Genomic DNA, 20,519 nt, shown 5'->3' with positions numbered 1-20,519 from the left:
ACTACATCTAAAATTTGCGTTCAACCTGTACTTCAATTAATTTTCTCAATTTCTTTTTCGCCTTATTATCAGGTAATTGAGCCAGATATTTTTTTACTCTCTTAATAAAGACAAGGAGAACTTCTCTGCTTTCAGTTAGTACACCCGATTTTTTTACATCAGCAATAATCTCATTTACTACTTGATCATTTAAAATAGTTTTATTATATTCCGCATATTTATCTTTATACTCATCTTTATTTAAAAGTAAAATTACCGGCAGAGTAATGACTCCCTCTTTTAAATCCTGGGCCAGTAATTTCCCGGTCTCTTCTTCTTTTCCTTCAAAATCCAGAAGATCATCCTGGATCTGAAAAGCCATTCCTATTTCTAAACCCAGTTTATATAATAAATTGAGCCTTTTACCTCTGATTCCACTGACATAAGCCCCAAGATAACTGCTCAAAGCAAAAAGCAGGGCTGTTTTATGTCTGATCCTCCTATAATAATCTCTGATTCCAATCTGAAAATCAAAACGTTTCTCCGATTGTTCAATTTCTCCTTCACATAGCAGCCTTACATTTTTATTCATTTTTCGCAGAGTCTTTTTATCCAGATATTCAAAAAAGATATCAAAAGTTCGGGAGAGAAGAAAATCCCCAATAAAAACAGCCTCTTTTTTGCCAAACCTCTTTTGAGCTGTTTTCTTACCCCGCCGCAAATTTGCATTATCTATAATATCATCATGAACCAGAGAAGCCATATGCAGCAGTTCAATTCCACTTCCCAGCTGCAGCAGTTTTTCTTTATCATAATCACCAAAATAAGCAGCAAGAAACATTAAAAAAGGCCTCAGTTTTTTACCACCACCATTAATCAGATCTTCTACAGCCTGATTAATAATTGGCCTTTTTGATTTTGTTATTTTAATAATATTCTCATTTAATTCATTTTGTATTTTTTGATAGAGCTTATCTTCAATTAACAAGATTTTCACCTTCAATTAGATTAAAATCAGAATCATTAATATTTACTAGCTCATTTAAACCTGAAGAAAGATAAACATCCAGATTTTCTGTAATAAACATAGCATTAACATCATCCAGATCCTCAATAAATTCCATTCCTCTTTCCAGGCCCATTACATAAACAGCTGTAGAAAGTGCATCTGCATCAAAGGAATTTTCACTGATAATACTTACACTCAACAGATTATTTTCTGCTGGATAACCAGTTTTAGGGTCTAAAATATGGTGATAAAGTTCTCCATCTTCCTCAAAATATCTTTCATAATTTCCAGAGGTAACAATTGTCAAATCCACAGCCTCAACAATAGCCATCACATTACCTCTTCCTTTCCGGGGATCCTGTATCCCTATTTTCCAGGGAGAACCATCGACCTTATCCCCAATTACCAGAACATTACCACCCAGATTTACAAAGGCGTGCTCAATCTTATGTTTCTGAACAATTTTTTTTACTTCTTCAGCAGCATATCCTTTGGCAATCCCTCCCAGGTCAATCTTTACACCCGGATTCGTGATTTCTGCTGTGTTATCCTGCAGCTCTAGATATTGATAACCTGTATTAGCTAATGCCTCTTCAATATCGGATTCATCAGGGACAGCAGCATCTCTGGTTCCAATACCCCATAATTCAACTAGAGCTCCAATTGTCGGATCAAAACCCCCATCAGTCATTTCAGCATATTCTACTGCTTTTTTTAAAACCTCCATACTTTCGGGGTCAATCTCAATTTCAGATTCTGGATTATTGTTTAATTTATAAATATCACTTGTTTCAATTGTTTTACTCATCAGGTTTTCAATCTCTCTGATTCGTTCCATACTCTCTTCAACAGCTATTTCGGCATTTTCTCCATGAGCCCGCATCTGAACTAAAGTATCCATTAAAAAGGCATTATCTTCTGCCTGAGGCATCTCTTCGGCATCATTTCCACAGGCAGTTAAAATCAATAAAAATATTGATAATATGACTAGCAAAATAATTTTCTTATTTTTAAACAAATTATCACTTCCCGGTTTTAAAATTAAATATTTTTTGCGAAAATATTAAACTAAAGCTCATTTGGCTAAAGCAAATCATTTATATTTTATCATAAATACTGCAGTTTGCAAAGATTAACCCGAGTATTTCACTAAGAGATTTGCAATTTAATTTTATTATGCTATAATAAGAGTGTGAAAAAAATAACTCATGGCTCTTTAAAGTATGTGAATTAATAAATTTATTTTTTATTAAAGGGGTCATAATAGGAGAAAACTAATAAGAATAATGAAAGAAAATTAAAGGGGGAAAAAAATTGAGTAATAATATTGTTATACTAGGAGCAGGTTATGGTGGAGTAGCTGCTGCCCAAACTCTACATAAACAACTAAAAAAACATCCTGACTCTACAATTACTCTCATTGACAGGAATTCTTACCATACCCTGTTAACAGAATTACACGAAGTGGCAGGTAAAAGGATTGAAGAAGATGCACTAGAAATTGATCTAGAGAGAATCTTTTCTTCAACAAGAGTAAATATAGTTAAGGATGAAATCAACGAGATTGATTTCGAAAATCAGATTTTAAATTCTGAAGATCATCAATACAGCTATGATTATTTAATTATGGGAGCAGGCAGCAAGCCCAGTCACTGTGGAGTTGAAGGTGTCGGTGAACATGCCTTTACCTTGTGGTCTATGGATGATTCGAAGGATATCAGAAAACATATTGAAAATTGTCTTCAGGAAGCAAGGATGACTGATGATCCAGCCGCAAGAAAGGAACTGCTTTCTTTTGCAGTTGCCGGCGGAGGTTTTACTGGAGTTGAAATGGTTGGAGAGTTAATTGAATGGCTTGATGAGTACAGCAAAGAATATAATATACCACGCAATGAAATAGAAATTTATAACTTTGAAGGCCTTGATAAAATACTTCCTAATCTCAGTGATGAGCTGGTTGAAAAAGCAATGAATTATATGAGAGATAATGGAGTTACTGTTAAAACCGGTGAGTTTGTTGATAAAATTGAAGAAAATAAGCTGATTTTAAATGACGGAGTGGAAGTCAAAGCTCGGACCATTATCTGGACCTGTGGTGTACAGGCAGCTGATTTTGCAGCAAATTCTGGTCTGGCTACAAGCCGGGCAAATAGAATAAAAGTGAATAAATATCTGCAGACAGAAGATTATTCTAATGTATATGCTATTGGTGATAATGCAGCAGCTCCCTGGAAAGATGACCAAATCCTACCTGCTTTAGTAGAGTCTGCTCAGCAGACGGGTGAGTGTGCAGCTGAAAATGTTGTAGCTGAAATTAAAGGTGGTTCAAAAGAAGAACTTGAACCAAATTTACATGGAGTAATGGTTTCAGTTGGAAGCAGTTATGCAGTTGCTGAAGTAATGGGATTATCTTTAACAGGAATCCCTGCAATGTTTATGAAACACTCAGTTAACATGTTCTATCGCTTTGAAATTGGTGGATTAAAAGAAACCTACAGCATGATTACTGAATATATGAAAGAACAGGCTTCTCATAAAGGCTTACTACCAAGTCTATTTGGTTTTGTCAGTGAGACTTCAAGATCTCTCTGGTTGGTTCTTTTACGTGTTTTTGTTGGAATCATGTGGCTTTATGAAGGTTATACTAAAGTAAGAGATGGTTGGTTAACAACACCAGATTATTTGGTTTCAGGTGCCACAGGATCACCGATTGGTGAATATGCTGTTGGCTGGTATGTCTGGCTAAATGAAGCTATTTTCTTTAGATTTCCACTTTTCTTTCAAATTGTAGTAACTCTAAGTATGATAGGAATCGGTATTTCTTTAGTTTTCGGTTTATTTGCAACTCTGGGTGCTTTAGGTTCTGCTGGATTTTCAGTTAACTTTTTACTGGCCGGTCAGTATGCACACTGGTCCAGTGAATGGCCCGGACACTTTAGTCCTTTATACTGGTTCTTATTTGCTTCAATCACTTTAATTGGTTCAGGACGTTCCTTCGGTTTAGATTATTATGTACTGCCCTGGATTAAAAAGAAAATTTGGAGCAGACCAAAAGATAAGGATCAGGATCTGCGAAAAGTTGTTAAAAAATAGATTATCAATTAATTTATTCTAAAAAAGTTAAATAGATTAAAAAAAGCAGGAGCTTTGATCAAAGCTCCTGCTTTTCTAATTTAAATGTTATTTTTAGCTGCAACAATTCTCTAAAAAATACTAAAGAAAATATTTTAAGCTAACCAAAAAGTAGTCAACTCTATTTTTGATTCCATAATACATCTTTTTAAGCTGACCCTGATTAGTTTGCAATCGATCTTTATTTCTGGCAGCTGCAAAATAAAGGCGGTCCGAATTATTTCTACCCCTGGCAAAGCTAAAGGCATTATAAACATCTACAGCTTTAAAACCACTATTTTTAAGCAGCCTTAAAATAGTCTCAATTTTATAGCCCCGCTCACTGTGAGTTTCCTCAAAACAGGGCAGCTGATCATTATCCGGACATATTTTTAATTTTACCTGCCACAAATTCTCTTTTGCCTTTACAACATCCTCCCAGAAACACTCATAACTATCTCCTTCAATTACAAATGATTTTTCTTCAATTGTTTTAATTCTACCAACTGAATTCATATCAAAGATAAATAATCCATCTCTGCTCAGGGAAGAGGCAGTACTCTTAAAGCAATTTTGAAGCTGATCTATATCAGTTAAATAATTTAGACTGTCAAAAAAGGAGACGATCAAATCAAATTTGTTCTCAAAAGAAAATTCGGTCATATTTTGAGCCTTAAAGTTAATTCTCAGCTGCCGCTGCTTTTGCTGAAGCTGATAACTCATTTCTTTTTCAGCAGCTGAAAAAGAGCTGAATTCCTGAGAATTCTGCAGTTTAGTTTCTAATTTTTCTGCAGCCTTAGAAATCATGGCTGGAGATAAATCCAGCGCAGTAATTCTATTAACAGACTTTAGTTCAATTAACTTAAAAGTCATATTAGAGGTTCCGGAAGCAAGTTCCAGCACTGAGTCTGGTTGATGCTTATAATATTTTAAAAGATCACTTAAATACCTGGACCAGTATTTATAAGGAACATTTTTCATTACATCATCATAAATCTCAGCAAAATATGTGGTATAGCTGTGCTCCATTTTTAGCCCCTATCTTTTGCCAGCTGCATTAGAAAATCAAGATACTGATAGACTTCTTTACTTCCTTCTCCAGTTTGAGCTGAAAAGAAAGTAAAATTATCTTCCTCTGTTAAGTTTAACTTTTTCTGGATTAATTTTTTTTGTTTTGCTTTTTTGTTATTTGATATTTTATCTACCTTAGTAGCAACAATTAGGTAGCTCAGACCACTGGCCTGAAGCCATTCAACCATCATTTTATCATCTTTAGTTGGTTTATGGCGGCAGTCAATAATCTGAACTACTCCGACTAGATTTTCTCTGTAATTTAAATAAGTGTCAATTAATTCTGCCCAGTCGTCTTTAACCTTCTGCGGTACATTGGCAAAACCATAGCCGGGTAAATCTACTAAATAAAATTTGTCTTCAATATTATAATAATTTAGAGATTGAGTTCTACCCGGAGTATTACTTGTTCTTGCCAATTTTTTTTGTCTGGTAAGTCTATTGATCAAAGATGATTTACCTACATTAGAACGCCCACTGAAGGCTACCTCAGGCTGCTGTAATCTGGGGCAGTCTTCATATTTAAATACACTTGTATAAAATTCTGCATTACTAATCTGCATGATTCTCATCCTCTAATAATAAAAGTTCCATTACCTCATCCATGTGAGAGACAAAACTTACATTCAAATCGCGAGTAATCTCTTTTTCGATCTCTTTAAACTTATTTTCGTTCTTTTTCGGTAAAATAAAGTTTTCTATTCCCGCTCTGCGTCCGGCAAGAATTTTAGTTTTCAAACCACCGATTGGAAGTACTCTTCCTCTTAAAGAAATTTCTCCGGTCATTGCATAATCTCCTCTTACCTTACGGCCTGTTAAGGCAGAAGCTAAAGCAATCGCAATTGTGATACCGGCAGAAGGACCATCTTTGGGAACTGCACCCTGAGGAACGTGGATATGAATATCATATTTTTTATAAAAGCCATCACTTAAATTTAATTCATTCTGCTTGGAACGAACATAACTTAAGGCTGCCTGAGCGGATTCTTTCATCACATCTCCTAAAGAACCGGTAAGAGTTAACTCTCCTTTTCCAGGGACTACTGCAACCTCAATATCCAAAATATCTCCTCCAGCCTGATTATAGGCCAGTCCGGTTGCAACTCCAACTCTGTTTTCCAGATTACTTTCCTGATGTTCATAATCAGGTAAGCCCAGATGTTTTTCCACACTGTTGACTGCTACCAGAGCTTTGTGATCTCTACCTTCCACAAATTCCTTGGCCACCTTACGAGTAATAGCAGCAAGCTTGCGCTCCAGATTTCTCACACCAGCTTCCCTTGTATATTCTCTAATTACTTTTAAGATCGCATTTGAAGATATATTAATCTGATCTTCCTTTAAACCGTGGTCTTCGTAAATCTTGGGAAGCAGATGACCTTCTGCAATTTTAAGCTTTTCATCTTCTGTATAGCCTGGAATTTCAATCAATTCCATTCGATCAAGTAATGGTGCTGGAATTGTATGAGCCACATTGGCAGTTGTCACAAATAAAACCTGTGAGAGATCAAAGGGCACTTCCAGATAGTGGTCACCAAATTCCTTGTTCTGCTCTGGATCTAAAACTTCAAGCAGTGCAGAAGCAGGATCACCTCTAAAATCAGAACTCATCTTATCAACTTCATCCAGCAGAAAAACCGGATTTTTACTGCCGGCGTCACGCATTGCATTAATGATTCTTCCGGGACGGGAACCAATATAGGTTCTACGGTGACCTCTAATCTCTGCCTCATCTCTGACTCCACCTAAGGAAAGGCGCACAAAATCTCTATCCAGAGCTCTGGCAATTGAACGTCCCAGAGAAGTTTTACCAACACCTGGAGCTCCCACCAGACATAAGATAGGACTCTTTTTGGCTGGTGCTATCTTGCGCACAGCCAGATATTCTAAAATTCTTTCCTTAACATCTTTAAGTCCATAATGATCTGCTTCTAAAATCTCCTCAGAATTTTTAATATCAATTTCTTCATCTGTTTCTTTATTCCAGGGAAGATCTAAAATGCAGTCCAGGTAATTACGAATAACTGTAGCTTCAGGTGACATATTGGGAGTTCGGTCAAGTTTCTCAATTTCCTCTTCCACCTTCTCAGCTACCTTTTCAGGTAAATCAGCTTCTTCCAGTTTTTCACAATAATCATCTATCTCATCAGTCGTACTCTTATCTTCATCAAGTTCATCCTGAATAACCTTCATTTTTTCTCTTAAATAATATTCTTTCTGATTTTTTTCTACCTTCTTTTTAACTCTTTTATTGATATCCTGCTCAATCTTTAAAACTTCAATTTCATCCTGCAGCAGATTCAGCATTTTTTCTAAACGGACTATAATATCGGTTGCTTCTAGTAATTCCTGCAGCTGCTTATATTTCAACTCAACCTGGGAAGAAATAACATCCGCCAGGCGGCCGGGGTCCTCAATATTACTGACCGACATAATTGTTTCAGCAGGTAAGTTGCGGTTATATTTAATGTACTCCTCAAATTCTTTAACTACTGTTCTCATTAAAGCATTAACATTTGTAGTAACTTCAACTTTTTCTTCCGGGCGGCTTGCTGCTTCTACCAGAAAATATTCTTCTGTGTCAAGATAATCAATAACCTCAGCTCTTTCTAAACCTTCCACTACAACTTTAATCATCCCATTCGGTAGTTTAACCAGCTGTTTAACTTCTGCAATTGTACCAAAACTATATATATCATCAATATCAGGTTCTTCTACCGTCTCATCCTTCTGGGCAGCGATAATAATTTTCTTTTCTTCCATCATAGCTTCCTCCAGAGCAGCAACAGATTTATCTCTGCCCACTAAAAGAGGAATTACCATATGTGGAAAAACAATTACCCCACGGGATGCCAGTAAAGGGAGCTCCATTATCTCTTTAATTTCATTTTCTTCAGTCATTAATTTTCACCTCTATCTATTGTATTTAAGTAACTAATCACTTTTAATTTATTCTATTTTTATAATTCGGGGTCAATTAACTTTCCCCTCCAATATTATGCAAAAAAAACGAAAGAGATAATACCACTCACTCTTTAGGAGTAATATTATCTCTAGATCTTATCACAGCTTAATTTATCTTAAACAGTTTCTATTATTTAATCTTTTAGCTGTTAGGCGCTTTCTTCCTCTTCCAGAAGTTCATCTTCAATTTCCAGAATCGGATCAGCATTTTCTTCTATAACTTCCTTAGTAATAATACACTTTCTAATTTCAGGTCTTGATGGCAGTTCATACATAATATCTAAAACAGTATTTTCTACAACTGATCTCAAACCGCGAGCACCTGTATCCCGCTCCAGAGCTTTAGAAGCAATTGCTATCAGAGCGTCATCTGTAAATTCTAACTCAATATCATCCATCGCAAAGAATTTCTCATACTGCTTTACTAAAGCATTACGTGGTTCTTTCATAATCCGAACCATATCTTCTTCCTCAAGCTGATCTAAGGTAACCTGAACCGGCATTCTACCGATAAATTCAGGGATTAAACCATAGTGCAGTAAATCCTGAGGTTGAATATGCTTTAAAGTATCTCCAATATTTTTATTTTCTTCTTTGGTTTTGATATCAGCTCCAAAACCCATTACTTTTTCGCTGATGCGGGAATCAATTAATTTCTCCAGTCCATCAAAAGCTCCACCAGCAATAAAGAGAATATTGGTTGTATCTATCTGAATAAATTCCTGATGAGGATGTTTACGTCCACCCTGAGGTGGAACACTGGCAACAGTACCTTCGATAATTTTAAGCAGTGCCTGCTGAACTCCCTCTCCAGATACATCTCTGGTAATAGATGTATTTTCAGATTTGCGAGCAATTTTATCGATTTCATCAACATAGATTATACCTTTTTCTGCTTTTTCTACATCATAATCAGCAGCCTGAATTAGTTTAAGCAGGATATTTTCCACATCTTCTCCTACATAACCAGCTTCTGTTAAGGAAGTGGCATCAGTTATCGCAATTGGTACATCTATTATCTTGGCCAGAGTTTGAGCCATTAGTGTTTTACCACAACCTGTGGGTCCAACCATCATAATATTACTTTTCTGCAGTTCTACATCATCAACCATCATATTAGAATTAACTCTTTTATAATGATTATAAACTGCTACAGAAAGTGATTTTTTAGCTCTTTCCTGTCCAATTACATACTCATCTAAATATTTTTTTATTTCTTTAGGTTTTGGAACACTCTCAAACTCGAGATCCAGTTCCTCATCTAATTCTTCTTCTACAATTTCATTACAGAGCTCTATACATTCATCACAAATATAGACTCCTGGACCAGCAACCAATTTTTGGACCTGATCCTGGCTCTTACCACAGAAGGAACATTTTAGTTCCCCATCTTCGTGATCGTGATCGCCAAATTTGAACATTTTATCACCTCTTGGGCTAAATTACTTTTCATTTAATTCATTACGGGTAATTACTTCATCAATCAATCCATAATCTACAGCTTCTTCTGCAGTCATGAAATAGTCTTTCTCTACATCCTGAGCAATTTTTTCTGGACTTTGACCTGTGTGGTCACTGAGAATATTGTTCAGCAATTCTCTAATTCTCATTAATTCTTTAATATGAATTTCGGCTTCAGTCGCCTTACCCTGTGCTCCACCGGCTGGCTGATGAATCATAACTCTTGCATAAGGAAGAGCATAACGTTTCCCTTCTGCACCAGCAGCAAGCAGCAGCGCACCGGCACTTGCAGCCTGTCCCATACCAATTGTTACTACATCAGGTTTAATATACTGCATTGTATCATACATTGCCAGAGCAGCTGTTACTGAACCACCTGGACTGTTAATATATAAATAAATATCTTTGTCTGGATTATCTGCTTCTAAAAAGAGCAGTTGAGCAATAACAGTATTTGCAACATCATCTGTTACTGGAGAACCTAAAAATACAATTCTATCTTTTAAAAGTCGGGAATAAATATCATAAGATCTTTCCCCACGATTAGTTTGTTCAACGACCATTGGAATTAGGCTCATAGTTTAAAACCTCCCTGTATTTTGGGTACCTGGCACTCGAAATCGTTTTTGATACCTGGTACCTATATATTTGTACCATAATTATTATATCTAAAAACAGATTGAAAAACAGTTAATGTTTAACAATCTAATCAAATATTAGTTGTTTTCTGTTAAGAAATCAATTGTTTTTTGTCTGATAATATCTTCTTTTAGCTGTGAAAGCTGTCCCTGCATCTGCAGAATAGCTTTGATCTGCTCAGGATCCTGATCATGCATTTCTGCAATCTCATTAACCTCTTCTTCAATTTCTTCATCTGTTACTTCGATATCTTCAACATCGGCGATAGCTTCCAGAACAAGCAGTTCTTTTGCACGTTCAGAGGCTGTTTCTCTATTCTGTTCTCTCCAGGTATCTTCGTCCATACCCATATAGTTTAGATAATCTTCTACATCCATTCCCTGCTGTGAGATAGACTGGGTTAGTCTCTGGAACATCTGATCCAGCTGCTCATCAACAAGAGTGTCAGTCATCTTAACTTCAGCGTTTTCGCTTGCCTTTTTAATAATTTCTTCCCTAAAGTTGTTTTCTACAGATTCTTTCTTTTGCTCTGCAATTTCCTCTTCAATGCTAACTCTTAATTCGTCCATTGTCTCATAATCACTTGCTTCAACAGCAAAGTCATCATCAAGTTCAGGTCTTTCCTTAACTTTGATTTCTTTCAGCACAACATCAAAAGATGCATCTGCACCAGCAAGATCATCTGCCTGATAATCTTCCGGGAATGTAACCTCTACAGTTTTTTCTTCTCCTACTTTCATTCCAACTAACTGTTCTTCAAAACCTGGAATAAAGCTGCCAGAACCAATCTCTAAACTGTACTCTTCTGCAGAACCACCCGGGAATTCTTCGCCATCTACATAACCGGTAAAGTCAATAATAGCAAAGTCACCTTCCTGGAGTTCTTCTCGCTCTGCAGTAACTAACTGGCTGTACTCATCCTGCATTTTTTCTAAACGCTGCTTGATCTCTTCTTTCTGAACTTCAGCATCTTCTTTTTCAATACCCAAATCTTTATACTCACCAAGCTCAACCTCAGGCTTTACTTCAACTATTGCAGTAAAAGTAGCAGGCTCTCCTTTAGAAATATAAAAATCTTCTATATCAGGCTGTGCTATTGGCTCAATATCAGCTTCTTCTACAGCTTCACTATATCCCTGTGGAATAAGAATATCAAGTGCATCCTTGTGCAGCACCTCTTCGCCAAATCTCTGTTCAATAATTTTTCGTGGTGCCTTCCCTTTTCTAAAACCAGGAATTTCAATATCTTTAACCACCTGACGATATGCCTGTTCTAGTGCTTCATCTACACGGTCACTTTCTATTTCAACGTCCAGTTTAACTTTATTACCTTCCAAAACTTCTTTTTTTACTTCCATTAATATTCCTCCTAACTGATATTTAAATAAAACTTTTTAAAAACTCTCTATATGTTAATAATCCCCGATCTGGCACCGGGCCAATATCGGGGGTCAATGACAGAATTATTAAATGGTGCGAAAGGTGGGACTCGAACCCACACGGGGATTGCCCACTAGATCCTAAATCTAGCGCGTCTGCCAATTCCGCCACTTTCGCATAGTAAATAATGCTGTGAGTGAAAATTTGTTTTTTCTTTTTCACAAAAAGCACATATAATGGTAGCATAGCTTTTTGCTCTTGTCAAGGATTTTTTATCAATTATCAAATTATCTTTGATTTTTATTGATAAAAGTTAATCCCTGCAGCAAAATTTTCATCTTTTCAATTATATAATAGATTAAAGAAAATATCCAGTAATTTTTAAAATTAATTTATTCAGCTTCAATATCTATAGTTTCTGACTCTAATTCTTTCCACTTACGGAAATGTTCAAGTTCCTGAGAAAGCTGTCTAAACGCCAGAATAAAAGCTGCTGCATCATCAGTAAAACCAACCCCCGGCAAAAAATCAGGGATTAAATCGGTTGGTAAAATTAGATAGGCCAGAGTTGCTACAATCCACCCCACTGCTGCATCATTTAATTTAAAATTTCCTTTTGAGTATTCACTCAACATCTCCAGCAGTTCAGTTACTTTATCAATAAATGGAAGTTTATAATCTTTTGTTTCAATAAAGTTCCGAGTCTTATCCAGAATTTTACTTACACTTTGATGTCCGGTTCCCCATTTGTTTGCCAGTCTACCCAGAAAAGCCAGCAGTTCATTATCATTAAAATCTTTTTTCATATTTTCACCACCATTATTAATGATATTAACCAAGAAACTAAAGCTTCTTTATTATTGTTAATTTAAATCCTTTATGATTTTTCGGGTTTCATTAAAGACAAATCAATTTTTCTTTGCTTTAAGTTGAGAGCTCTGTTTAATAATTCCTCCACAGCAGCAAATTTATCTATATACATTTCCTCTGTTGTAAATTTAGCATAGTGTCGATGCAGAAAATTATCAATTCCCATAAATAGAATTTCTGTTACTTCTTCCGGATAATCAGTTTCAAACTCTCCTCTTTCTACACCCTCTTCGACTATAGCAGTAAAAATAGGCATAAATTTATTCCAGAATTCCTTGTTTCTTTCTTTCATAAACTTAGCATTTTCATCAATCTTAAAAAATTCGTAAACTTTAAAGTTACCTCTTCTGCTAAAAATAAGTCTCAAAATTACTTTTTCTAATTTTTCTAAAGAACTCATTTCCGTACTTTGTAAAACATGCTTTGCTTTTTTTTCAGTCTTTATATATCTTTTTTCCAGCAGAGATGAAATAATATCTTCTTTGGTATCAAAATAATAGTAAAATGTTCCTTTAGCAACACCAGCTTTTTGTGCAATATCCTTAACAGTTGTCTTCTCAAAGCCTTCTTCTATAAATAATTTTTCTGCTTCATTTAAAATTGTAGTACGCCTCTTAAGCGATTTTTTTGTTTGCTTAGTCACTCTTGGTTACCCCCACTTGTTTTTTGACTTTTAGTCAGTATAGAGTGAATATATTATAGCATAACTTTTTAAGAAATTAAAGAAATGGTGATAAGATAATTTATCCAGACCGAGATTAACTCGTTTCAGTTGTCTTAAATTCTTCCGCTAAAATTACTTTAAGCTCAGATAAGGGAAGGGGTCTATAAAAATAATAGCCCTGAATCTGATCACAATTTAGATCACTCATTGTTTTTAGCTGATCAGCAGTTTCAATTCCTTCCGCAATTACCTCCAGCTTCATTTTATGTGATAAATTAATAATAGAATCAATTAAAATCATATTTTTCTGATCATTTAATTGATCAATAAATGATTTATCGATCTTAAGAGTATCAATTGGGAGCCTGCTTAAATAACTAAAAGAAGAATATCCGATTCCAAAATCATCAAGAGCAATTGAAAAACCGAGCCTTTTTAGCTGTTTAAGTATCTGAAGTGGATCGCCTCTGTTGTCCAGCAGTACATTTTCAGTTATTTCGAATTCCAATAAATCTTTATTTATTTGATACTGCTGCTGAAGTTTTTTTATCTTTTTTATCTTATGCTCATCATAAAGTTCCAGTGGTGAGAGGTTAACAGAAAGACTGATTTGATCTTCATATTTCTGCTGCCATTTTAAAAGCTGCTTAAAAGCCTGTTCTAGAACCCAGTCACCGATTTCTATAATCAAACCTGTTTCTTCAGCAAGTTTAATAAATTTGTAGGGAGATACCATACCTCTATCTGGGTGCTGCCAGCGGATTAAAGCTTCCAGTCCACAGATTTTATGATCAGAACAGCGCAGTTTAGGTTGATAATATAACTCAAATTCTTCTTTTTTAATTGCTGTTCTTAAATCTCTTTTTAAATTTTCTAATTCCAGCTTATCCAGAAACATATAGTGGTTATAAATCTGAAATTCTTTATTTTCTGTATCACATTTACTTGCCGCCAACTGAGCTGCAGAAATTAATGTTTCAACATCCCTACCTGAATCGGGATAAGTGGAAACACCTATTTTTAAATCAATATAATAGTCGATCTCGCCCCTATTCCAGAGATTATTAATTATGTCAGTGATTTTATTAGCTTCTTCCTGGTAAACAATATTTTTGCCTGGATTATTGTAGACTAAAATAAATTTATTATAATTATAACTGTAAAGTTTACAATCCTGGTCATTACAAATATCATTTTTTAAAATTTTAGCTATTTTTTTAATTAGATCACTACCCTGGGTATATCCCCTGATCTCAGTTAAATTATCAATATTACTTAGATCAAGATAAAATATGGCAAAAGAGAACTGGACTCTATTATTTTGGCTGTGTTCAATTTTACTGGATAAATCCTGATAAAGAGATCTCTTATTGGGCAGCGAAGTCAAATTATCAAAATAAGCCTGTTGATAGAGCTCTTGTTCTTTTTCTGTGATTTCTTTTAAATTAGTTTTTAGAAGAAAGTACAAAAAAATACCTGTAACAGCTATAAATATAATCCCTTTAATAGATTGAAAACTCTGATAATAATTCAGATCATTAATCATATATCCCGCCAGCGTATCAGAAAACAGAATCCAGAGTATACCAAAAATAAAGTAAGACAGCACAATGTTTTTAATCGGCCGAGATTTTCTTTTCATCTTTATCTCTCCTAAATTTTCAATCTAGGCAAAATATTTCAGTTAAAATCTAAGTCACTAATCAAAATAATAAGCTTCTATAATATCTGTACTTAAGTTAATTATATCCTCTTTAAAAGTTATTAGTCAAGATTATGAATAACAAATAGAAAAAACGGCTGCAAAATGGCTACAAAATTAAATTTAGGCATAAAAAAATACATCCTAAATAGATGTATTAAATGGGGTGGATGATGGGGCTTGAACCCACGGCCTCAGGAGCCACAATCCTGCGCTCTAGCCAACTGAGCTACATCCACCATATTAGATTGTTGTCGAGTTTTAAATGGCGCGCCCGACAGGATTCGAACCTGTGGCCTACGGATTAGAAGTCCGTTGCTCTATCCGGGCTGAGCTACGGGCGCAATAAAATGGAGCGGGAAACGAGACTCGAACTCGCGACCCTCAGCTTGGAAGGCTGATGCTCTAGCCAACTGAGCTACTCCCGCTCAAAAATTTGCTATAATTTAAAATGGTCGGAGCGAAAGGATTTGAACCTTCGACCCCCTGCTCCCAAAGCAGGTGCGCTACCAAACTGCGCCACGCTCCGACGTGTTTTGTGCCCCAAAAAAACAATAACTTTTTTCGCGGCGACAATTAATAGTATATAGTAAATGCCGCTTTCGGTCAAAAAAGAAAACGGCATTTACATGACTTTAGAGCAAATTAAATAGTTGATACTTTAATTTTCTAGTTATAACTCTCTTTTAGTCTGATTTTCATTTTCTGAAGAGCGCGACCTCGATGACTAATTTTATTCTTTTCTGACTGGCTAAGTTGGGCCATTGTTTTATCATATTCAGGCAGATAAAATATTGGATCATAGCCAAATCCATTTTCTCCTGCAGGTTCTTCGGCAATAACGCCTTCGCATTTACCCTTAACAGTAATTTCTATATTTCGAAAAGGATCTACAAGAGCAATTACTGAAATAAAGGCCGCTTTTCTATTTGCCCTCGGCTGCCCTTCTAAAAGTTTCAATACTTTTAAGTATTTTTCTTGGTCATTTAAATCATCTCCACCAAAACGGGCAGAATAAATTCCAGGTGCTCCATCCAGATAGTCAACTGAAAGCCCGGAGTCATCAGCAAGTACAATCTCGTTTAATTCTTCAGCCCGCTGTCTGGCTTTTTTTAATGCATTCTCTTGATAGCTTTTTCCATCTTCTATAACTTCCGGCAGTTCTAATTCTGGATCCAGTCCTTCAAATTTAAATTCTAAATCTGAAAAAAAAGCTTTAATCTCTTCTATTTTATGCTGATTTCCACTTCCAATAACAATTTTTTTCATTTTAATTACCAACCAGGGCCAGTTTCTGTTCTTCTATAAGTTCCAGAATCCCCTTTTCTGCCAGATCATATAGTTGATCTAACTCATCTCTACTAAAAGGATGTTCTTCTGCAGTACCCTGAATCTCTATAATTTCTCCAGCCTCGGTCATTGCAATATTCATATCAACCTGAGCTTTAAAGTCCTCTTCATAACATAAGTCAAGCATCGGAGTCCCCTCAACGATGCCTACACTTGTTGCAGCCATAAATCCATTTAGAGGATTTTCGCTTAATTTCCCTTCATCCATCATAAAATTTATTGCATCCACTAAAGCAACATAGGCACCGGTAATTGAAGCAGTTCTGGTACCTCCATCAGCTTGAAGAACATCACAGTCAACCCAAATTGTTCTTTCTCCCATTTTATCCAGGTCAATAATTGCTCTTAAACTTCTGCCAATCAAACGCTGAATTTCCTGAGTTCTGCCGCTTAATTTACGTTTTGCAGCTTCTCTAATATTCCTATCCTGAGTTGCTCTCGGTAATAAAGAGTATTCTGCTGTCAACCAGCCCTTGTTCTGACCTCTTAAAAAATAAGGAACACTATCTTCTATAGACACATTACATAAAACCATAGTATCACCGGTCTCAACTAAAACAGAACCCTCAGCATACTTAGTGTAATTCCTTGTTATTTCTACATCTCTTAATTGATTAACTTTTCTTCCATCTGTACGCATTATATACTTTCCTCCCAGTTGTATTCTTTACTAAATATATTTTCTTCTTTGAAATTTAAAGCTTCTAAACCTAAAAATTTTCGGCCATGCTCCAAAAATCTGCGTGAGATTCTGGAACGATCACTTACTATAAATCTATGCTCGGGTTGTTCAGCAGGTGATTTTTTAAGCAGATCTATTTCTGTTAGTTTATCTCGCACTTCAACAGCCATTTCGTGAGCAGGATTGATTAATGTAACCTTAGTCCCCATTATTTTAGCTAATAAAGGACTTAAATAAGGAAAATGAGTACAGCCCAGGATCAAAGAATCGACCTCAGCTTCAATTAAAGGTAACAGATAATTGCGGGCAGTTTTTTCTACTGCTGCCCCATCAAATTTTCCCTGCTCGACTAAATCTACAAATTTTGGGCAGGCCTCAGCATAAAGTTCAGCTCTGTTATTTAATTTTAAAATTGCATTTTGATAGGCAAAACTATTAACAGTACCTTCTGTCCCAATTACTGCTATTTTTTGTCTGGAGCTTATCTCAACTGCTTTAGCGGCAGCACTTTTAATCATGCCGAAGATAGGTATCTCAAATTTTTTCTGGACATGATCCAGGGCTGCAGAAGTAGCAGTATTACAGGCTATCACAACTGCTTTAACATTTTTTTTGCTAATTAAATACCTTATTATTTTTTCCACATATTCCCTGACTAAGTTTAAATCTTTTGGTCCATAGGGAAGATGCAGAGTATCACCATAATATATAATATCTTCTTTTGGCAGCAGTTTGAAAATTTCGCGAGCAACTGTCAGGCCCCCAACACCTGAATCTAATAGTCCTATTGCCCTACTTGATTCTTCCAACAAAACCAACTCCTATCTCTATAATTAACTCCCCTCAGTCAGTTTTTGATTGTACATCAAGGGACGGCTTAAGTCAAGATGACCAACCAGACTTTCAACCTCTTCTCCCTCCAGCAGTATTTTTACACTTTCGACTTCAGACAGAGATGTGTAAGAATTTACAATAGAATAAACTGTCAATCTTTCGCCAGTACTTCCTCCCCAGTGATTATTTTTCAGGGCCTGATTAAAATTTAAGCTTAATAGCTGATTATCAAGCTGGTAATTGAGCAATTTACTTCCTTCTGGAATTGTTTCTGCTAAATCATCACTTTCCGGGCCAGCTTTAAGCTCCTCGAAAAGTTGAAGATAGATATCACTTTCTTGATCAAGCTCTCTACTCTCTGCCCTCAGATGACTGGCATCAGCAGTGGCAAAATAAACCTGCAATTTATCTTCTAAAAGATAATTATTATAAAAGAGAAAAAGGAGATATACTACAGCCCCGGTCAGAATTAAAATTCTCAAAATTAGAAGCAATTTTCTTTTTCGATCAGAGCTTAATTTTTTCTTTTCTGCAGCCATTTTACTCCCCTCCATTCTCTTCCAGATAATCAAGTATTCCATCTGCTATCAGAGCTGCTGCCCGATCCTGAAAGCTCTTTGTTCTAAGCATATTTTCTTCCACAGCATTACTCAAAAAGGCAACTTCTACCAGAGCAGAAGGCATTTTAGTGTATTTAATTACATAAAAATTACTTTCCTTAATTCCGCGATCATTAATTTTAAGTCCTCGTCCCAGCTTATCATGAATTTTTTCAGCTAAAAATCTATTCTGATTACTCTCATGCTGGTTATAATATGTTTCTACACCACCAGTCTGGGGGTTATTAAAAGAATTAGCATGAATACTGACAAATATATCAGCTTTCCGATCATTAGCATATTTCACCCGATTCTGTAAAGAATGAAACTCATCAGAATCTCTAGTTAAAAGAACTTTATGATTTGTTTTAGATAATTGTTTAGCAGTAGCTTTAGCAATAGCCAGATTGGAAACTTTTTCTTCCAGTCCAGTTGCTCCAATTGCTCCCGGATCAAAACCACCATGTCCAGCATCAATCACTATCAGCTGACTTTTTACTATCTTTTCTGCTTTCATCTCCGGATTTAAATATTCTTTGGCCAGAGCGATCTTGATACCTTTTTGATCCTGATAGCTCTCCACCCGGTGGCTGTAATAATCATTTAATTCAAAAACAAGCCTTGTAACTTCTTCACCTTCCAGCTGATAATTACTGCTCCTGATATCTTTAATTAATGAACTTTTTTCAATTCTACTAAAATCATCCAGGTTATTTAAAGTATTTTTAAAGTCCACAACAATTCGATGAGGATAATTAAATTTTTTGACCTCATAATTAGCCCTGGAATCCATTAAGATATTCAGATACTGATAATCTGCATTATCCTCAGTTTTAATTTCAGAAAATTTATTTTTTAAATTAACAGTATAATAATAAAGCCCATTTTTTTGTTCTTCCACCCACTCATAGCCGGTTAATTCCTCTAAATCAGCAACAATCCTTACTGTCTGATCGTCAAATCTTGCAGTCCTCAGACTCGTAATCTGAGGATTATTAACTTCAATTTTATCCTGAATCCCACTACCTCGATTAACATGATAGAGATTCATAACCAGTCTGGGAGGAGATTCCAGCAAAAAGAGCTCCGGATTTAAGGCAGAAGAAGAGGCGAAACTAAAACTGCCTGCTGCATATTCCAGGTCTGTAATTTCGGATCGCTGACCGGGTTTAAAGGTCAATAAATTACTTTTTTCCCGCTGTACAGGCTTAAATATATCTCCATTTGCCATTGTGGCTTCTATTCGTAAAATAACAGGGTCCAGATCATGTTGGGTTACTTTAATATCCTTAATTAAGGGATGTTCTTCAATATCCAGATCAAAATTTCCAATGACTACCGAAGGTATGTCAATAATCATTTTTCTGCTTTCCGACAAATATTTAGTTCTGGCATCAGGAATTTCTCCAGTAGCCTCCACACTTAAAAGATTATCCTCGTTAAGCCGGATATCTTTAAGCTGGGGCAAAAAGCTAAGCACAAGCGAATCCTCATGTTCATAAACCCCTCCATCAATTTGGAATGGAATCGGAGTTCTACTCTTGATAACCAGTCTTAATAAAGCCCTATCGGGAACATTTACCACCCTCAAATAATAATTGTTATTAGAAATGTTATCACTAAACTCCTGGTCAATCTCTGCCTTATCAATTTCTATTGTTATCTCTCTGCCATCTTCACTATGTAAAACTCTATAAGGTGTTATCTCATCCATTTCTATCTGTAATTGATTACCATCCTCCTGCCAGGAAACATTATTAATTGTAGTTTCCGGCTGGAAAATATATAATTCTTCATTATCCCGCTGATATTCTAATAAATAGCCAAAAGCTTCTATTGATTTCGCCAGTGGAATATAGGCCTGATTATCAACCAGCTGCAGACCTGCTTCAGTTCTGATTGCATCATTTTCAATCTGAATATAGCGGCTGTTGGCCATAATCTTAATTGTAACAGATTGAGATTCCATCTCCAGAGATTTCAAAGCGGGGCGCCAGGTTAAATCAGCATCCAGAAGTTCTGCCAGGTCCCTTGCCCTGATAAGAAGCTCACCCTCACGACTTACAGTCTCAATCTGAGAAGTGATATCCTGACCATTAAAATAAATTGTATTTTGAGCTGCTGCATTATTAGTTAAAATTAAAGATAATATAATTGTTACTAAAATTATAGTTGCAAGTTTTCTGAGCACTGACAAGGAAACC

At 35.7% G+C, this 20,519-nt stretch carries 17 protein-coding genes and 5 tRNA genes; 1 reads left to right on the top strand and 21 read right to left on the bottom strand.

Features of this window, described 5'->3' with window-relative positions; genetic code table 11:
- Positions 1–7: 7 nt before the first annotated feature.
- Both C7958_RS07385 and C7958_RS07380 read right to left on the bottom strand, forming a co-directional pair.
- Positions 8–976 (bottom strand): polyprenyl synthetase family protein, encoded by a 969-nt coding sequence (locus C7958_RS07385; protein ID WP_243834290.1) that lies wholly within the window; start codon positions 974–976, stop codon positions 8–10.
- On the bottom strand, positions 957–2,006 hold the full coding sequence (locus C7958_RS07380) for an FAD:protein FMN transferase (protein WP_111572027.1): 1,050 nt from the start codon (positions 2,004–2,006) through the stop codon (positions 957–959). The genes C7958_RS07385 and C7958_RS07380 overlap by 20 nt, the downstream gene beginning before the upstream one ends.
- Before the next feature lie 296 nt (positions 2,007–2,302).
- Between C7958_RS07380 and C7958_RS07375 the strand changes: the two genes are divergently transcribed.
- A complete protein-coding gene (locus C7958_RS07375; RefSeq protein WP_111572026.1) occupies positions 2,303–4,081 on the top strand; it encodes an FAD-dependent oxidoreductase in 1,779 nt (592 codons plus the stop codon).
- A gap of 120 nt (positions 4,082–4,201) precedes the next feature.
- On the opposite strand, the gene C7958_RS07370 is transcribed toward C7958_RS07375, so the two are convergent.
- From C7958_RS07370 to C7958_RS07280, 19 genes are all read right to left on the bottom strand, one after another.
- The gene (locus C7958_RS07370; protein ID WP_111572025.1) at positions 4,202–5,128 is read right to left on the bottom strand and encodes a class I SAM-dependent DNA methyltransferase; all 927 of its coding nucleotides are present in this window, start codon (positions 5,126–5,128) and stop codon (positions 4,202–4,204) included.
- A 2-nt stretch (positions 5,129–5,130) separates the two neighbouring features.
- Entirely contained in the window at positions 5,131–5,733 is a 603-nt protein-coding gene (gene yihA, locus C7958_RS07365; RefSeq protein ID WP_111572024.1) for a ribosome biogenesis GTP-binding protein YihA/YsxC, read from the bottom strand.
- Positions 5,723–8,071, bottom strand: coding sequence for an endopeptidase La (gene lon, locus C7958_RS07360; protein WP_111572023.1), 2,349 nt, complete (start codon positions 8,069–8,071; stop codon positions 5,723–5,725). The genes yihA and lon overlap by 11 nt, the downstream gene beginning before the upstream one ends.
- Before the next feature lie 212 nt (positions 8,072–8,283).
- Positions 8,284–9,555, bottom strand: a complete 1,272-nt coding sequence (gene clpX / locus C7958_RS07355; RefSeq protein WP_111572022.1) for an ATP-dependent Clp protease ATP-binding subunit ClpX — start codon at positions 9,553–9,555, stop codon at positions 8,284–8,286.
- 21 nt (positions 9,556–9,576) lie between these two features.
- Complete coding sequence (clpP, locus tag C7958_RS07350; RefSeq protein ID WP_111572021.1) at positions 9,577–10,173, bottom strand: ATP-dependent Clp endopeptidase proteolytic subunit ClpP; 597 nt, start codon at positions 10,171–10,173, stop codon at positions 9,577–9,579.
- A 138-nt stretch (positions 10,174–10,311) separates the two neighbouring features.
- Entirely contained in the window at positions 10,312–11,592 is a 1,281-nt protein-coding gene (gene tig, locus C7958_RS07345; RefSeq protein WP_111572020.1) for a trigger factor, read from the bottom strand.
- A gap of 113 nt (positions 11,593–11,705) precedes the next feature.
- Positions 11,706–11,791, bottom strand: a tRNA-Leu gene (locus tag C7958_RS07340).
- Between the two features lie 215 nt (positions 11,792–12,006).
- Entirely contained in the window at positions 12,007–12,420 is a 414-nt protein-coding gene (locus tag C7958_RS07335; RefSeq protein WP_111572019.1) for a YkvA family protein, read from the bottom strand.
- A gap of 71 nt (positions 12,421–12,491) precedes the next feature.
- The gene (locus tag C7958_RS07330) at positions 12,492–13,127 is read right to left on the bottom strand and encodes a TetR/AcrR family transcriptional regulator (RefSeq protein WP_111572018.1); all 636 of its coding nucleotides are present in this window, start codon (positions 13,125–13,127) and stop codon (positions 12,492–12,494) included.
- 115 nt (positions 13,128–13,242) lie between these two features.
- Positions 13,243–14,790: a putative bifunctional diguanylate cyclase/phosphodiesterase gene (locus tag C7958_RS07325; RefSeq protein ID WP_243834289.1), complete on the bottom strand. Its 1,548-nt coding sequence runs from the start codon at positions 14,788–14,790 to the stop codon at positions 13,243–13,245.
- Between the two features lie 222 nt (positions 14,791–15,012).
- Positions 15,013–15,089: transfer RNA gene (locus tag C7958_RS07320), tRNA-His, on the bottom strand.
- A gap of 27 nt (positions 15,090–15,116) precedes the next feature.
- A tRNA-Arg gene (locus C7958_RS07315) sits at positions 15,117–15,194 on the bottom strand.
- 7 nt (positions 15,195–15,201) lie between these two features.
- Positions 15,202–15,278, bottom strand: a tRNA-Gly gene (locus C7958_RS07310).
- Positions 15,279–15,302: 24 nt separating this feature from the next.
- Positions 15,303–15,379: transfer RNA gene (locus C7958_RS07305), tRNA-Pro, on the bottom strand.
- A gap of 140 nt (positions 15,380–15,519) precedes the next feature.
- A complete protein-coding gene (locus C7958_RS07300) occupies positions 15,520–16,119 on the bottom strand; it encodes an XTP/dITP diphosphatase (RefSeq protein WP_111572017.1) in 600 nt (199 codons plus the stop codon).
- Position 16,120: 1 nt separating this feature from the next.
- Entirely contained in the window at positions 16,121–16,840 is a 720-nt protein-coding gene (rph, locus tag C7958_RS07295; RefSeq protein ID WP_111572016.1) for a ribonuclease PH, read from the bottom strand.
- Positions 16,840–17,691: a glutamate racemase gene (murI, locus tag C7958_RS07290; RefSeq protein ID WP_111572015.1), complete on the bottom strand. Its 852-nt coding sequence runs from the start codon at positions 17,689–17,691 to the stop codon at positions 16,840–16,842. Before murI ends, rph begins: the two co-directional genes overlap by 1 nt.
- Positions 17,692–17,715: 24 nt before the next feature.
- Positions 17,716–18,255, bottom strand: coding sequence for a GerMN domain-containing protein (locus C7958_RS07285; protein ID WP_111572014.1), 540 nt, complete (start codon positions 18,253–18,255; stop codon positions 17,716–17,718).
- A 1-nt stretch (position 18,256) separates the two neighbouring features.
- Entirely contained in the window at positions 18,257–20,506 is a 2,250-nt protein-coding gene (locus tag C7958_RS07280; protein WP_243834293.1) for an N-acetylmuramoyl-L-alanine amidase family protein, read from the bottom strand.
- Positions 20,507–20,519 lie beyond the last annotated feature (13 nt).

Origin of the sequence: Halanaerobium saccharolyticum (assembly GCF_003259895.1) — a bacterium.
Taxonomy (GTDB): Bacteria; Bacillota; Halanaerobiia; order Halanaerobiales; family Halanaerobiaceae; genus Halanaerobium; species Halanaerobium saccharolyticum_A.
The sequence above is the reverse complement of the archived record's forward strand: the minus strand, read 5'-3'. Positions and strand labels throughout refer to the sequence as shown.